The 15,416-nt window shown below is 41.3% G+C and carries 12 protein-coding genes; 6 read left to right on the top strand and 6 right to left on the bottom strand.

What is annotated here, in order from left to right:
- Positions 1 to 80: 80 nt before the first annotated feature.
- From ACQ4LT_RS03640 to ACQ4LT_RS03655, 4 genes are read left to right on the top strand one after another with little or no spacing between them, the layout of a single operon-like run.
- A complete protein-coding gene (locus tag ACQ4LT_RS03640; protein WP_445664658.1) occupies positions 81 to 305 on the top strand; it encodes a YgaP family membrane protein in 225 nt (74 codons plus the stop codon).
- Positions 302 to 1,060 carry an SDR family oxidoreductase gene (locus ACQ4LT_RS03645; protein ID WP_445665061.1) on the top strand — a complete coding sequence of 253 codons (759 nt, stop codon included), beginning with the start codon at positions 302 to 304 and terminating at the stop codon, positions 1,058 to 1,060. Before ACQ4LT_RS03640 ends, ACQ4LT_RS03645 begins: the two co-directional genes overlap by 4 nt.
- A gap of 28 nt (positions 1,061 to 1,088) precedes the next feature.
- Positions 1,089 to 3,497, top strand: a complete 2,409-nt coding sequence (gene ppsA, locus ACQ4LT_RS03650) for a phosphoenolpyruvate synthase (RefSeq protein WP_445664659.1) — start codon at positions 1,089 to 1,091, stop codon at positions 3,495 to 3,497.
- A gap of 19 nt (positions 3,498 to 3,516) precedes the next feature.
- Positions 3,517 to 6,240: a cation-translocating P-type ATPase gene (locus ACQ4LT_RS03655; protein WP_445664660.1), complete on the top strand. Its 2,724-nt coding sequence runs from the start codon at positions 3,517 to 3,519 to the stop codon at positions 6,238 to 6,240.
- 343 nt (positions 6,241 to 6,583) lie between these two features.
- Here ACQ4LT_RS03655 and ACQ4LT_RS03660 read toward each other — a convergent pair whose 3' ends face one another.
- The gene (locus ACQ4LT_RS03660) at positions 6,584 to 7,816 is read right to left on the bottom strand and encodes a cation:proton antiporter (RefSeq protein WP_445664661.1); all 1,233 of its coding nucleotides are present in this window, start codon (positions 7,814 to 7,816) and stop codon (positions 6,584 to 6,586) included.
- A 267-nt stretch (positions 7,817 to 8,083) separates the two neighbouring features.
- Here ACQ4LT_RS03660 and ACQ4LT_RS03665 point away from each other — a divergent pair, with 267 nt between their 5' ends.
- On the top strand, positions 8,084 to 9,064 hold the full coding sequence (locus ACQ4LT_RS03665; RefSeq protein WP_445664662.1) for a Gfo/Idh/MocA family protein: 981 nt from the start codon (positions 8,084 to 8,086) through the stop codon (positions 9,062 to 9,064).
- Between the two features lie 131 nt (positions 9,065 to 9,195).
- A complete protein-coding gene (polX, locus tag ACQ4LT_RS03670) occupies positions 9,196 to 10,953 on the top strand; it encodes a DNA polymerase/3'-5' exonuclease PolX (protein WP_445664663.1) in 1,758 nt (585 codons plus the stop codon).
- Between the two features lie 533 nt (positions 10,954 to 11,486).
- On the opposite strand, the gene ACQ4LT_RS03675 is transcribed toward polX, so the two are convergent.
- From ACQ4LT_RS03675 to ACQ4LT_RS03695, 5 genes are all read right to left on the bottom strand, one after another.
- A complete protein-coding gene (locus tag ACQ4LT_RS03675; protein WP_445664664.1) occupies positions 11,487 to 12,266 on the bottom strand; it encodes a universal stress protein in 780 nt (259 codons plus the stop codon).
- A gap of 352 nt (positions 12,267 to 12,618) precedes the next feature.
- On the bottom strand, positions 12,619 to 12,825 hold the full coding sequence (locus tag ACQ4LT_RS03680) for a dodecin family protein (RefSeq protein WP_445664665.1): 207 nt from the start codon (positions 12,823 to 12,825) through the stop codon (positions 12,619 to 12,621).
- 60 nt (positions 12,826 to 12,885) lie between these two features.
- Positions 12,886 to 13,194 carry a hypothetical protein gene (locus ACQ4LT_RS03685; RefSeq protein ID WP_445664666.1) on the bottom strand — a complete coding sequence of 103 codons (309 nt, stop codon included), beginning with the start codon at positions 13,192 to 13,194 and terminating at the stop codon, positions 12,886 to 12,888.
- A gap of 277 nt (positions 13,195 to 13,471) precedes the next feature.
- A complete protein-coding gene (locus ACQ4LT_RS03690; protein ID WP_445664667.1) occupies positions 13,472 to 13,675 on the bottom strand; it encodes an amphi-Trp domain-containing protein in 204 nt (67 codons plus the stop codon).
- A gap of 57 nt (positions 13,676 to 13,732) precedes the next feature.
- Positions 13,733 to 15,409, bottom strand: a complete 1,677-nt coding sequence (locus ACQ4LT_RS03695; protein ID WP_445664668.1) for a hypothetical protein — start codon at positions 15,407 to 15,409, stop codon at positions 13,733 to 13,735.
- Positions 15,410 to 15,416 lie beyond the last annotated feature (7 nt).

Below are 15,416 nucleotides of genomic sequence, written 5' to 3' on the forward strand. Positions count from 1 at the left end.
AAAAGACAGAACCGGCTGAAAATGCCGGATCTGTCTTTAAATTAAAGTAACCGGCATAACACAATTATTTATAGAATATTATGAGGTACAACATAGGCAGAATTGACCGAGCACTTCGTGTGATATTGGCACTTATAATCATGGCAATTGGGTTTTACTATCAAAGCCTTTGGGGTACGATTGGTATCATCCCTCTGATATCGGGAATAACCGGCTTTTGTCCACTTTATTCCATTTTTGGCATTTCGACGTGTGATTATCAGACAGTAGCTGACAAGAAAAAACCTTCAGACTCAAAAAGATAGATACTATGAACAATAAAGTAGCATTAGTGACAGGTGCAGCATCCGGCATAGGCAGGGCTACCGCTGTGTTATTTGCTGAAAAAAATGCGAATGTGGCAATAAGTGACGTTGATGAAGAAGGTTTGCGAAAAACGGCTGACTTAGTCAAAGAGCAGGAGGGAGAAGTCTTATCCATCACCGCAGATATTTCTAAGGCCGATGAAGTTGAGAATATGATCAATAAAACAGTAGATCATTTGGGTCGGTTAGACTATGCCTGCAATAATGCAGGGATAGAAGGACCTATGACTACTACTGTGGAATATACCGAAGAGGACTGGGACCGGGTTTTGAATATAAACCTGAAAGGTCAGTGGCTATGTATGAAATATGAAATTCCCGCTATGCCGGAAAATGGCGGCTCTATTGTTAATATCTCTTCGATATTGGGAAAAGTAGGTTTTGCGGGTGCACCGGCGTATACGGCTGCCAAGCATGGTCTTATAGGTCTTACGAAAACTGCAGCATTAGAGTATTCCGAACAAGGCATACGTATTAATGCCGTTTGCCCTGGTTTTATTGAAACCCCGATGCTTGACCGGGCAGGAATCACCACGGACAAAGAAACCAAAAAACAAACAGAATCACTGCACCCCATAGGAAGACTGGGGGAGTCGGAAGAAGTGGCCGAAGCTATCGTCTGGATTGCTTCTGATAAAGCATCTTTTATCAGCGGTGATTCTCTTATGGTTGATGGGGGTTATATAGCCCGATAAAAAAGATTAAAAATATACAGGTGTAACTATGAATGATCAGCAGACAGACTTAATACGATGGTTCGATGATATAGGAATGGAAGATGTTGAAATCGTTGGCGGCAAAAATGCTTCCCTCGGAGAGATGTCCCATAATTTGGGATCGATGGGCATTAATATTCCAGATGGGTTTGCAACTACTTCAGCAGCCTATTGGAAGTTTATAAAAGAGAATAAACTGGAGGAACCTATCCGTGAAGAGTTGGAAAAATATGAGGACGACTCCCAAAATCTGGAAAATACCGGTCACCAGATTCGTGAATTTATCCGAAATGGTGTTTTCCCTATTTCGGTAGCGGAATCTATCCGTGAGGCGTATGATGAGCTGTGCAGGAAGAATGAAATTGAAAATATTTCGGTAGCTGTAAGGAGTAGTGCCACTGCCGAAGACCTGCCCACTGCCAGTTTTGCCGGCTTACAGGAAACATTTTTAAATGTTAGGGGCAAGGAACAGCTCATTGAGATGTGCAAGGAATGTTATGCCTCACTATTTACAGACAGGGCTATATCTTATCGCTATGACAAGGGATTTGACCACATGGATATTGCTCTTTCGATAGGAGTACAGCGCATGATTCGAGCCGATAAAGCGGGGGCTGGCGTTATGTTTACGATCGATACGGAAACGGGGTTCCCGGATGTGGTTTTGATAAATGCAGCCTGGGGTCTTGGTGAAAATATCGTACAGGGCACCATCAATCCCGATCAGTATCTCGTTTTTAAACCGCTGCTTGATAAAGAGGGTTTAGTACCTATTCTGGAAAAGAAGCTGGGCAGTAAAAAGCAGAAAATGGTTTACGCTTCCAGCGATTCAGGTAGAACTGTTAATGAGCAAACGACTCCAGAAGAACAACACTCTTTTGTGTTAAGCGACGATGAAATAATACAGCTGTCTAAGTGGGCGAAAAGTATTGAAGAACATTACGAAAAGCCTATGGATATCGAGTGGGTTAAGGATGATAAAACTGATGATCTTTTCATTGTTCAGGCCAGGCCGGAGACGGTGCATGCTAATGTAGCAAAGAATGAATTCCACTCTTATCGGCTTGCTAAAAAAGATGAGAAACCAGTATTGAAAGGTATCAGTATAGGCAGCAGCGTGGTTCATGGAAAAGTACGTAAGGTAGAGCATATCAGCGAACTTGATAAGCTCGAAGAAGATAGCATACTGGTAACACAAATGACCGAACCGGATTGGGTACCGGCACTTAAAAATATCAGGGGTGTTATCACAGACTCCGGAGGACGTACTTGCCACGCAGCCATTGTAAGTCGTGAAATGGGTATCCCGGCTATTGTCGGTACCAAAGAAGGTACAAAAGTACTGAGAGAGGGTAAAGAGATTACCCTATCGTGCGCCGGGGGTGATGAAGGGCTGGTATTCGACGGACACCTTGAATATGAAGAAGATACCATAGACTTAGGTGAGCTGCCGGAAACGAAGACCGATATCATGATTAACCTGGCGACGCCAGAGTCAGCCTTCAAATGGTGGCGCTTGCCGGTAAAGGGTATCGGGCTGGCGCGGATGGAGTTTATTATTGGTAACCATATTAAAATCCACCCGAAGGCCCTTATAAACTTTGACAAGATTATCTCGGAATCGGACCGAGAAAAGATTAGAAAAATCACTCAGCGCTATAAAGACAAAAGAGAGTTCTTTGTGGATAAATTGGCTGCAGGTATAGCTAAGATTACTGCTTCGCAGTATCCCGAGCCTGTGATTGTGAGAACCAGCGACTTTAAGACTAACGAATATGCCGATTTAATCGGGGGCAAAGAGTTTGAGCCTGATGAAGAAAACCCTATGCTGGGATGGAGAGGTGCTTCTCGTTACTATTCGGAAGGGTACAGAGAAGGTTTTGCCCTGGAATGCCAGGCTATTAAAAAAGTGAGAGAAGAAATCGGTCTGGAAAACCTGATTGTTATGATTCCATTTTGCAGAACAACCGATGAGGCCGACAAGGTGCTTGAAGAGATGGAGAAAAACGGGCTGAAGAGAGGAGATCATAATTTGAAAGTTTATATGATGTGTGAGATTCCGGCTAACATTATTCTTGCAGAACAATTTGCCGAGAAGTTTGACGGTTTTTCTATCGGTTCCAACGATTTAACCCAGCTGGTGCTTGGGGTTGATCGCGATTCTACCGAATTGAACTACCTCTTTGATGAAAATAATGAGGCGGTAAAAACTTTTATACGCCAGGTCATTGAAAAAGCACATAACGTTAGTTGTCCCGTTGGTTTCTGCGGACAAGCTCCAAGTGACGATTCTAATTATGCGGCTTTTCTGGTGGAATGTGGCATCGACTCTATTTCGTTGAATCCCGATAGCGTTGTAGAAACATTGAAAAAAGTTAAAGGCGCTGAAGAAAAAACAAAAGTGACTTTAACTTAATGTATGAGGATGTTGAAGCATGGGGAGAGAAAAAACGGTGGTAGCAGACGGGCGAAAAGTTTCAGAAAATCCTTGGTATACCCTTACTGCACAAGAAGTTATTAAAACGATTGATAGTTCTTTGCAAAAGGGACTGGATTCCAAAGAAGCTGAAAAGCGGTTTAAATATTTTGGTGCCAATGAAATTGAGACCGAAGCTGGTTTAACCCGTTGGCAAATCTTGTTGCATCAATTTAAGGATCCGCTGATTTATATTCTATTAGCTGCTGCATTTGTTACATTTGTGCTCCAGGATTACATCGATTCTGGAGTAATTGCGGCCGTTGTATTACTAAATGCCTTGATCGGGTATATTCAGGAAAGCAAGGCAGAAAGTGCAATACAATCACTTTCAAAACTCTCAGCTCCCAGAGCGCATGTTATTCGCGATGGCCGTGAAATTGAAATTCCCAGCCGAAAGTTGGTACCGGGGGATATTGTATTGCTCAGTTCGGGTGGTCGGGTTTCAGCTGATATGCGGATCATCTATTCTAAAGGATTAGAGGTTGACGAGTCGGCCCTTACTGGAGAATCGAGCGTTATACGGAAAGAGAGTAAGGTTATTGAAGGGGAAAACCTGATGCCGGCTGATCAAAGAAACATGGCATTTGCCGGAACTATTGTTACACAGGGCCGAGCAAAAGCAGTTGTGGTGCGTACAGGAATCTCTACCGAGTTGGGGGAAATTGCTGCTACGGTTAAGGAGATAGGTGTAACAAAAACGCCCTTGCAGGAAAAGGTAGATAAATTAGGAAAATATATCGGATATCTTATCCTCGGATTTGCATTCCTGATTGCTGTGATCGGGATTTTATATAAAATGAATCCCTCAGAAATATTTATCACTGTTGTGGCGATGGCGGTGTCTGCCATTCCGGAAGGACTACCGGTGGTGCTTACGGTAACATTGGCAATAGGTGTACGACGAATGGCTGACAGGCGTGCTATCATCCGATCATTACCGGCTGTAGAAACCCTTGGAAGTACAACGGTAATAGGATCAGACAAGACCGGGACACTTACAAAAAATCAGATGACAGTGCGTAAAATTTGGGCTGATGATCGGATATATGAAACGACCAAGGCCGGTTATCAGCTTCAGGGGAATATTGTAGAAGATGATCATGAAATAGAGCCGTCGGTTAGGACAGGACTTTATCAAACGCTTCTGGCGGGCACGCTTGCGAATGAAGCTAATGTTGAAGCTATAGAGGCTGAAGATCCTCAGGGAGATCCCACTGAAATAGCGCTTCACGTATCTGCCTATAAAGGTGGTGTACCTCTTACGAATATCCGATTGGATATGGAAGAGATTGATATGCTGCCTTTTGAGCCGGAGCGGAAATATATGGCTACCTTGAATAAAGGTGCAGATGGTCAAGTGGTATTCTTAAAAGGAGCTCCCGAATCTATTATGGAGCGGTGTGAACAACAATTGATAGATGGGGAGTTGGTACCTGTTGATCGTGAAAAAGTACGAGCTGTGGCAACAGAGATGGCCGGGGAAGGACTTCGCGTTTTGGCGATGGCATATCGTCGCATAGAAATTAAAAACTTAGATGATGAATCTCTTTTTGAAGATGGTTTGATTCTGGCTGGATTGCAGGGCATGGAAGATCCTATTCGTCCCGAGGTATTGGAAGCAATTGATACCGCTCAAAAATCGGGTATTCGCGTAGTGATGATAACCGGTGATCATATTGATACGGCAGTTTCCATAGGCCGTCAGCTGGGGCTTGATCCCGAGAAAGTGGGAGCCCTGGAAGGGAAAATGCTGGATCAGCTTTCGGATAAGGAGCTGGAACTCCAGCTTTCAGATATCAATATCTTTGCGCGTGTTACTCCTGAGCATAAGTTCCGAATAGTGGATCGGCTCAAGAGTTTGGGTAATATTGTGGCGGTTACGGGAGATGGCGTGAATGATGCCCCGGCATTGCGGGCAGCACATTTGGGAGTTGCCATGGGGAAAAGCGGAACAGATGTAGCTCGTGAGGCCTCGGATATTGTGCTGTCTGATGATAATTTTGCTACTATTACCGCAGCAATTGAAGAGGGTAGGATCATTTTTTCCAACATACGAAAAGTGACATTTTTTCTCCTTTCTACAGCTGTTGGGGAATTGATCGTGATTCTGGCTGCTGTTCTGATGAATTGGCCCTTGCCTTTTGTTGCTGTTCAGATTCTTTGGATAAATCTTGTTACCAATGGACTTCAGGATATTGCACTTGCCTTTGAGCCTGGCGAACCGGGCATTCTAAAACGTAAACCCCGAAGCCCGAAAGAAGGTATCTTAACTCGTTGGTTGGTTGAACGGCTTGGTGGCGTAGGTCTGGTGCTGGCAACAGGAACTTTAGGGATGTTTTGGTGGACTTTTGAGCAAACTGGAGATTTGGATATGGCCCGAACAGTGGCAATGACACAGATGGTGGTATTCCAATTTTTTCACGTGCTGAACTGTCGATCTTTGGATAGGAGTATTTTTCAGATTGATTTCTTTTCCAATAAGTTTCTGTTCGTCAGTTTATTGTCGGCTATACTTGCACATCTGGCTGTACTGCACGTGGGATTCATGCAGATTATTTTCCGCACGATGCCGTTGGATGGCAATCAGTGGTTGCTAATTATTGGGATTGGATTTATGGTAATAGTTGGTGGAGAGATCGATAAAGTTATCAACAGATGGCGCAAAAAATTTATTGGCTGAGTAAAATTGAACTTTGAGGAGGTGGCCAATACTTATTGGTTTATGGGCAGTGAAGACCAGTTCAAAGTAAGAGCTTATGAATGGAGCGCAAGTTATCGATCACATGCAAGAGGATATGCGGAATGATGGTTTTTCTGTTGACTGCTGCGGCAATGGCAAACGTTGTGCTGACTATAAGCTGGTAAACTCTCAGGGCTGGATTTGTGAATCTGGGTGGAAAGCATTAAAACTGAGTAAGATTAGCGAACAGATTAAGGATGAAAATTTCTTGTTGCAATCAGGTTGCGCTAAGAAAATAAACCTGTATTTTTTCGTTTTTAACCCTTTGCCAAAGAGTCCGAGTTTAAAGTTGGTTCTCATTGTGTATTTCCCCGGCTTTTTGTAGCGAATATTTGGCTGCCAGAGGACCAATTATTTCGTTCAAAATCACCGATCCCATTACCACCGCCAGCAGTATGTCATAAAATACTGAAAATGCCTCATATTGATTGAGTAAAAGGACTAAGCCGATAACTATGCCGCCTTGGGGGATAAGTCCACCGGCGGTATATTTCTTTATTTTAGGCTCTGACTTTACAATAGCGGCACCCAGGTAACTCCCAGAATACTTCCCAACCATCCTTAGCAGTACAAAAAGGAGAATGGGCAAAAGAGCCTGCGGAATCATTTGGACATTTAGCTGGAGGCCACTGAGCACAAAAAAGAACAAGAAAATGAGCTCTTCGGTATATCTTTCTATGGTTTCAAAAACCAGTTTATGGTTTTCACTGGTATTGACTACGATCATGCCCATTACCATACAGGCCAGAAGCTCATCCATTTCCATGAAAGCGGCAGTCCCGTAGCATATCGCAATCAGAGAAAAAGTTATGATAATCCAGTTACCCTCGCCCTTAATTTTGTTATTGTAGTTCAAGAAAATCTTCATAATGAGGGCTATAACGAGCCCCACGAGTATGCCGCCACCGATATGATGCAGGGCAAAGTAAAGACTATGCTGAAGGTTTCCGGTTTCTTGCAGCAAAAAAGAAGAGACAGCAATGCCCAGACTGAAAACGAATATGCCGAGGGCATCGTCAATGGCAGCTACTCCCAAAATGGTATCTTTTACAATGCCTTCGACCTTATATTGATGGATGACAGCCAGTGTTGCGGTTGGATCGGTAGGGCTGGCCAGCGCCGCAAGTAGTAGGGAAAAGGCTAAAATTACGGAAAGGTCGGTAAAAGGCAGATACCAAGAGAATATAAGGCCGGACAGGTAAAAGATGCCTACTATTAATACTAAGGGAACTATACTTGCCATCAAAGTGATGCCGAAGATGTCTTTTTCCCGTTTCTTGATTTTTGACCACTTTAGTTCCCCGCCTACCTCAAAGGTTATGAAGGCAAGGCTGATAGAAAGTAGAGGTTTTGTGTTAACAATGAAATCAGGAGAAATCCAATCCATGGTGTTCGGACTGAATAGAATGCCGGTGAAGATGTATCCTATAACTTTGGGTATACCAATTGTTTCACAGAACCTGCCCGCAAAATATCCGACCACTATCAGAAAACCTATGACAAGTAATGTATTCATCAGACTTCGGTATTTCTCTTGTTAAGGCGGTGCATTATAATACCAACCCGTTACGTTTCGGGGTAGAGCACCGAGATGAGATATTGTGCTTTATCTTGTTGTGTTACTAAGGAATAAATGTGTTGTGATTGCTTAATAAAGACCTATATAAAATGATGAGAAGAATAAGTTACGGTTATATTTTCCTCATTGTAGTGCTCTTTTTCCCCACAGTGTCATCTATTTCATCTGTTTATATTAATATAAACCACAATAAATAATAAAATTATGGATAAAATTCGATGGGGCGTACTTGGAACTGCAAATATTGCGGTTGAAAAAGTAATTCCGGCGATAAAAGAGGATAAACATTCATTAATTGAAGCTATCAGTTCTCGGAGTAAAGAAAAGGCCGAAAGAACAGCTAAAAAGCTAAGTATCCCCAAATTTTATGGGTCCTATGACGAGTTGCTGGATGATTCGGACATCGATGCCGTATATATTCCACTGCCCAATCACCTTCATTTACCTTGGTCAGTTAAGGCACTGGAAGCAGGCAAACATGTGCTTTGTGAAAAACCGATAGCAATGGATGCTGATGAGACTGAAAAATTGCTGAGTGTTGCAGAAAAATATCCCGATCTGAAGGTTATGGAAGCATTCATGTACCGCCATCATCCACAATGGGAAAAGGCTTATGAGCTTGTTCATAATAGAGAAATTGGTAATCTGCAGACTATAGAAATATTTTTTTCCTATTATAATACCGATCCGGATGATATTCGAAATCAGGTAGAGACGGGCGGCGGGGCACTGATGGATATTGGCTGTTATGCGATCTCTCTTTCACGCTTTCTATTCGAAAGAGAACCGACTGATATTCATTCTCGAATGAAGAAAGACGACGATCTGAAAGTCGATTATCTGACTTCGGCGATCATGGATTTTCAGAAAGGCACCGCTACATTTACCTGCTCTACACAGTCTTCATCACATCAGCATGTGCATATTTGCGGTACGGAGGGACGCATTTTTATGCCTCTTCCTTTTAGTCCACCTATAGATCGTTCGAGTCGAATCTTTCTGCATAGCGGCTCGGATGAGAAGGTTATGAAATTTCCGGTTGAGAATCAGTTTGTGATTCAGAGCGAGCTGTTCGCCAAGGCAATTTTGTATGATCGGGAAGTGCCGATATCACTGGAGGATTCTCATGCTAATATGAAAGCAATTGATATGGTTCGGCGTAGTGCCATTTCACGGGAACACTAACCATTTTGCTACATCATAATTAAGCTAAAAATAAAAATTTATCAGAGTAAAAAGGAACAAGGAATTAAATGCATGAAATGGTAGTAATATCCAAGGCCTATGAGAAAGGAAAATGAAATAACGAAGAAGTCATGAATAAAATCAATAAAGAGCTTGCAGAAATATTTGATGAGATGGCCAAAATATACCGGTTTAAAGGCAGTAAGGATCGGTTCCGAGTAAGGGCTTATGAAAACGCAGCGCAAGTTATTGATCACATGCAAGAGGATATCCGGAATTATATGCAGAACGATCAGCTCGTGGAAGTGAAGGGTATTGGAGAGAGCATAGCCAAAAAGATTCGCGAATATATTGAAACAGGAAAAATTACCAAGTATGAAGAACTTAAAAAGAGTGTGCCGTCAGATTTTGTGGATCTGGTGGATGTGCAGGGCATCGGTCCCAAAACATTGGAAAAGCTACATAAAGAACTGGACGTTGAAACGAAAAGTGATTTAAAAGAAGCTTTGGAAAGTGGAAAGGTAGAAGATTTAAAGGGGTTTGGCGAAAAATCCGTTCAAAATTTAATAGAGGGCCTTCAGGAAAAAGAAAAAGCAGAACAGCGTATTCTTTTGGCAGAGGCATTGGAAATTTCCGAAATGATAAAAGATGAGCTTGAAGAGCAGGGAGATATCAAAAAAATGGAAATTGCCGGGAGCATCCGAAGGAGAAAAGAGACAATCGGAGATATTGATATACTGGCAACAGCTGATCCTGAAAAATGGGAGGACATAGCTGATTTCTTTACCTCTCTTGATTCGGTTAAAAACGTTCTTGCCGAGGGGGAAACTAAATCGAGCGTAGAAGTCGAATATCATGATCGGCAAGTCGACCTGCGGCTCATTGAGAAAGAATCCTGGGGGGCGGCATTGCTGTATTTTACTGGCTCGAAAGAGCATAACATCCATCTTAGAAAGATGGCAAAAGATAAGGGATTTAAAATAAGTGAATACGGAATGTTTGCTATAGAGGATGACGAAAAAGTAGCCGGGCAAACAGAAGAGGAGATGTATAATAAGTTGGGTATGCAGTGGATTCCACCGGAAATGAGGGGAAATAATGGGGAGATCGAACTCGCGCAAAAGGGAGATATTCCCGAGCTTATAGAGAATGATCAGGTTAAAGGCGACATGCATTTTCATTCCGACTGGTCGGACGGTGCGAATACAATTGAAGAGTTGGCTCAACATCTATCTGAGCATTATTCATACGAATATGCGGTTATTTCCGACCACTCAAAATCTGCCCGAATTGCCGGTGGGCTTACGGAGGAAGAACTCGAAGAACAGTTCGAAGCTATTGATAAGGCTAACAAAGTAATTGGATGCTCTCTCCTTAAGAAAGGAGTAGAGGTTGATATCTTAGCGGATGGCTCGTTGGATCTTGATGATAAGCTACTCGAAAAGATGGAGTGGATAACAGCCTCGATCCACAGTCGATTTAATCAAGATAACACCGATCGCATACTGAAAGCCTGTGAAAATCCATTTGTCAATGCCATTGGGCATCCCATGGGTCGTCTGATCGGGAAGCGGAAGGAATATCCTATTGATCTGGATAAAATTGTCGAAAAATCTAAAGAGACGGGTACTGCGCTGGAAATTAATGCCCAGCCTGAGCGAATGGACTTAAATAGTGATGCAATAAGAGTGGTGCGGGAGTCAGGAGTGATGCTTGCAATAGGAACTGATAGCCATGACTTGGCCAGTTTTCGATATATGAACCTGGGGAGCAGTCTGGCTCGCAGGGGATGGTGTACTACAGACAATATTTTAAACACCAGATCGTGGAAGGAAATAGAGAAATTTGTTGAAAAAAAGCGAGAGAGATTGGTTGACCGTAATTATTAACGAAATAATGTAGAATTACAGGATAGGTTCTTAGTAATATTTTTCTAACCGGGGTTTAAGTACAGCTTAAATTTGGTGAGAAAAAATAGACTGCGAAATTTTTCATTGGCATGGTGGGTGAGTTGTATTCATCTCGTTGATTTGCTCCGCTGCTCAACTTTTATATTGAGCTGAGTATTCGTCTCGAGTTAGAACACTGAGAGCAGATAATACTCTTGCTATATTTCTTAGTTACTGTCCTAAAAGGCTATGCGCTGGCAGGGTATTGAAAAGAATGATTTGTTGAACACTTTCATTTCGCTTACCTCTCTGCATATGGGAGATGAGAGCATAACACTAATCATTTCCGCTAATGAAATTATACTGGTTGCTATATGTAATACTTTAATTAAAGGAGGAATATTTACTTTTTTTATCGGTTTCAAGAAAGCATGGAAACTGCTATTGCTTTGCCTTGTTATTGTAGCTTCAGCCGTACCTGCTTTGTTGATATGATTATTTCAATATCTCTCAGACAAATCAATTCTTGTTCTCTATTCCCCATTGTTCAAAATGAGCAGAGGAATATTTGAATAGAATCCTATCTGTTTGGTATGATCTTTCTCTATAATTTTCTGGATGAAAGACTTCTTATATTTAGTTAAAATTGCTAAGCTTATGCTATGTTCGTCTACGTAATCTGAAAATCCCTTTAAAAAGGATTCGTGGGCAACACGGGCAAAGGTCAATTTTTCATAATCAATTTGTTCGTTGGCCGTTTCTTTGAAGGCACGGAAACTTAGATTTGGATTATCCTCTTCTTCTTGGGAAACATGAAGGACATGAATTTCTGAGTTAAATTTTTGAGCCCAATGAACAGCTTCCTTAAGAGCAGATAAATCACCGGTATGATAGTCTGTTGTAAAAACTATTTGCTTAAGATTTTTGATGTTAGATTGTTCGGGAATAGTCATGACCGGAACCGGCGAATCTGAAATAATCTTTGACGTTGTGCTGCCAAACAATATTCTGGCTCCGGAACGCCCCTTGTTGCCCATCACAACGAGATCTGCTGACGTTTCGCTGATCTGTTTAAGAATTGACGGACCCGGATTTCCTATTTCTACGAGGGTTCTTATATCCAGATCTGCGAACCGTTCATCATTGATCTGTTTATTTAACCTCTCCATTGAAATATAAGTGTATGCACTACCTACCGTATGCATTATAAATATACAGGCATTAAATTTTTTTGCGATTTTTGCGGCAAAAGAGAGGGCATTCTTAGCGCATTGTGAAAAGTCAGTGGGAACAAGAATGTTTTCAATATTCATAAATGATGTGAGAAATTTGCTTAATTTCTAATCTTTTCTGTTAAAACTCGACTTGAAGGATGATGTTAATGGACCTAATAAAATAGGGGAATATCTATTGGCAGCTTGCTACGATTGTAATTCATAACATTGTTGTTAAGAGGTGAATTTAAAATATTGCCTATGACGGGCTGATTACCACATGTTTTGTCAGTAATACGGATTTCGTATTTAATTTAAGCCAACAAGTTCTTCATATTCTTATTTTTCAGCGTAGTCTTCAACTTGGTCATCAACTAATAAAAGCCCCCTTCTCATATTTTAAGAGAGGGGGCTTTTATCAATGTCAAAAAGGCTTTTCTAACAGCTGCTGTCAGCCATTATCTTCAAGTACAAAAGTTACCTTTGCGTTAACCCGATAGCTGGCCAACTTATTGTTTTCGACTTTGGCCTGAATATCTTTTATGTAAATGTTTTTTATGTTTTCTATAGTTTTAGAAGCCTCCTTTCTTACATTTTCTACTGCTTCTTCTATCGTTTTTCCTTCTCCCAGCACTTCAATTACTTTAGCTAATGACATATTTACCTCTTTTTCTATTAATGGGTTTTTGCTCAAATTTTTATTTTGGATCTTGATTTCTCAGTCTATTTCCAATTCATCCTTAAGTGACTCAAGGCTCTTTCTGGAATTTTGCCACAACTTTTCAAGATCTTTTTTTATCGAATCAAAAGTCTCTGAACTGCTTTCTTCAATCTTGCTGAGTTCTTCCTTTAATTTAGAGCGTACTTCCTGAAGATTTTCAATTTTATCACTGTATTCACTTTTTAATTCGTCAAACCGATCATCTATTTCTTCTTCAACTTTTTCCAAGTCTTGGTCCCATTCTTTAAGTTTGTTGGAAAGATTTTCGATGTATTCTTCTCTTTTAGACTCTTTAGTATTTTTCATAATGATATTTCTTTAATTTAATTTTTAGATTGTTAGAAGATCCAGTTTTAATTCTAAAATTTTACTTCTGGTAAAATGTGTGTTCCGGTAAATTGAATTAGGAGAATTTATTCCTGTCTAAAATCCATTCATTTTTCTTCTTTGTTGACTTTAAAATCTATATCTGTGACTCTAATTATTCACAGGTCAGACACTAAATACTTGTCGGGAAATGTACTACATCACTTTTATTGCCAGGGTAAAATGCTTGTGAAACGTTATAAAAAGGAAAGGTTTTTTACTCCTCCCATTTTAACTCAATCTCTGCGCTGGTAGCTGTAACATCGGGTTTAGTGCGACGGTCTACATCTATATTTGGAATTACATTTTCGGGCCGATCCAGCTTGCAATCATCTGAAAACGTAATATGGCCTTGCCTGATATTTCCCACTATTTTTTCGAGAAAATCAGCTATTTTATTTAAGCTTTGTTTTTGTTCCATATAGTATCTTTACTCATAATTGGTATCTTTTTATTTATATTGATTGTTAGAATTTTACTATTCCATTGTGATTTTAGTGCCCGCTAATACGACTGAAGAATTACTGGACATTGAGTCATAATAGCCTACAAAGCGATTCGTTTCCGGAGCGTTATAAGCATCAAGATTCTGCGCCCAGCGGTAGGCAATGGGTTGGTAATGTAATTCGACATTGATTTGCAAAGGACCTTCTATATCTTCCAAATTTATGCGGTATCGAAGGCGATCAGTTCCGCCAATAAAATCTTTATCATCGAATGCCCGTCCTTGCACCGCAATATCTTCATCGGCCGTAGTTTTGTCGAAACCGTCGGGCAGAATTCTGTTATCTTTGATGAACCGTATAGCAGATAATAATCCGGTTGTTATTTCATCATTCGGATCAGCCATAATTGCTTCATAAATCTGCACTTGGTTTTCGCTCGTAATTTCTGAATAATGTTGCTCATATTTCCCGTCGTTCTCATCATTGTCATTGCCAACAATTGAACCATCAGGGCGAATAGCTCCAGATTCAAAAATGATATTGCCGTCTTGATTTGCAATGGAAAAATGAATCCAGACACGCCGGGAGGGATAGGCCGTTGGCAATTTGTGCCCTGCCAGGTTGTTGATGGCAACATCAACTACAGCCTGATTGCTGTCTATATTAGCGTTTACTATTGAAAGTTGAGCAGACTTTGTCTGTAGGTGATCAACGGTACGATTGATCGCAGCATCCATTTCCTGAGGCAGCGCCTGTACTCCCAGTTCATCACGATATCGATTGAGCATACGCATCATAAAAAAGTTACCACCGCGGAAAGAGTGCCGGGAAACATTTTCACGGGGCTGCCCCCATACCGAAGAAATGGCCGTACTGTCTTGTACTTCTGGCATATGACAGGATTGACAGCTTTGATTATCAACAAAACTACTGTGTTGCCATTCCAAATAGGGTACCTGTTCGGGAAGCTCCCCAATAACTTCACCTTCAGAGTTTAGTGTATGGGTGTATAGGGTATGACAGGTGGCACATAGCTCGGACTGTTGAATATGTTTGGATTTGATTTGCTCAAAGCCGGATGAGGAGTGCATAATAGTAGAACGTCCGGTATCCACAGGGTAGGGGCCATATATTTCCCGTTTTCCCATCGGGTTGAGAGTATCAATGACAAATCCTCCCACAAAACTTTCACGTTCACCAAAATTTTTGTCAGTTATCTGATGACAAGTAGTACATGATACACCATCAATAGCCAATTTATTTTGTTGGGCTACTGCTTTATTTGCCGGAAGATTCGCGAATACCTCTGTCATTTGTCCGTTTGCATTACCTTGGTAGTGAGCCATTGGCATATGACAGGTAGAGCATTCATTTTCAATAAATTTCTGGGATTCGGGATGATCCATAACCTCACGGCGAACAGCTGCATGCCAGTACGGATCGCGGGCTGAGTTAGCCATCATGGAAGCACGCCAGCTTGACCCGAAAGAAATATCTTCTCCTGAGGGAGTGATCATATTGTTATGACAGCTCATACAATTGTCAGCGGACTTGAAAAGAAGATGATTTGCTATGGTTATGTCCATGCCGTGAACCTGGGGAACAGGAATAGATTCCGATTCACCGAAATTGATACTTAGCCCCAGAAAAATTACCAGTGCCGGGAGTGTTAGGATAAAAATTAGATGCTTATTTATATGTTTCGTCATCTGTAAT

Source organism: Fodinibius sp. AD559, from assembly GCF_052712805.1.